The sequence below is a fragment of the Pseudomonas sp. CAM1A genome, assembly GCF_047501685.1.
GTDB lineage: Bacteria > Pseudomonadota > Gammaproteobacteria > Pseudomonadales > Pseudomonadaceae > Aquipseudomonas.
Window position 1 is genome coordinate 1 of record NZ_JBFNXP010000046.1, and the last position, 1202, is coordinate 1202.

Here is a 1202-nt window from a genome sequence, read left to right on the forward strand (position 1 = left end):
CTGGTGATCGTGCCGCGTGAAGTGACCCGTTCGCCGGAAGACTTCCATCAGCTGCTGGTGGAGCAGGGCGTGACCGTGCTCAACCAGACTCCATCGGCGTTCAAGCCGCTGATGCGCGTGGCCTGTGACAGTGCCTTGGATCTATCGCTGCGCTACGTGATCTTCGGCGGTGAAGCCCTGGATGTGGCCGCGTTGCAACCGTGGTTCGAGCGCTTCGGCGAGGACTGCGACAACCTGATCAACATGTACGGCATCACCGAGACCACGGTGCACGTGACCTACCGGCCGATCCGCTTTGCCGATACGCAGCAGGCAGGCAGCCCGATCGGTGCGGCGATTCCGGACCTGTCGATGTACGTGTTGGATGCCGACTTCAATCCGGTGGCCAAGGGCTGCACGGGTGAACTGCATGTTGGCCATGCCGGCCTGGCGCGGGGTTACCACAACCGTGCCTCGCTGACTGCCGAACGTTTCGTGCCGGACCCGTTCTCCAGCGAGGGCGGACGCCTGTACCGTACCGGCGACTTGGCGCGTTACCGCGAACAGGGCGTGATCGAGTACGTGGGCCGTATCGACCACCAGGTGAAGATCCGCGGTTTCCGTATCGAACTGGGCGAGATCGAAGCGCGCCTGCAAGAACATGCGGCGGTGCGTGAAGTGCTGGTACTGGATATCGACGGGGCTGGGGGCAAACAACTGGCTGCCTACTTGATCGCCCAGAACGCCAACGCCGATCACGCAACCCTGCGCGACACGCTGAAACAGCACCTGAAAGCCAACCTGCCGGACTACATGGTCCCAACGCACTTCCTGATCCTGGAACAGTGGCCCTTGACCGCCAACGGCAAGCTGGACCGCAAGGCCCTGCCCAAGCCGGATGCCAGCCAGTTGCAACAGGGCTACGTGGCCCCGCGCACGGCGCTGGAACAGCAACTGGCGGCGATCTGGGCCGAGGTGCTGAAAGTCGAGCAAGTCGGTCTGCACGACAACTTCTTCGAACTCGGCGGCCACTCGCTGCTGGCCACCCAGGTGACCTCGCGGATCCGCCAGCGCCTGAACGTGGAAGTGTCGCTGCGCAGCCTGTTCGAGTCCGCCGACCTACAGGCCTTCGCCCAGGCCGCCGGCCAAGGCGCGGCGAGCCAGGCACCAGCGTTCAGCGTCGTGGACCGCAACCAGCCGCTGGCCTTGTCCTACGCCCAGCA

The 1202-nt window shown here is 64.4% G+C and carries 1 protein-coding gene; it reads left to right on the forward strand.

What is annotated here, in order from left to right:
• On the forward strand, positions 1 to 1202 hold a 1202-nt coding region (locus ABZO33_RS26810; RefSeq protein WP_414538502.1), incomplete at both ends, for an AMP-binding protein.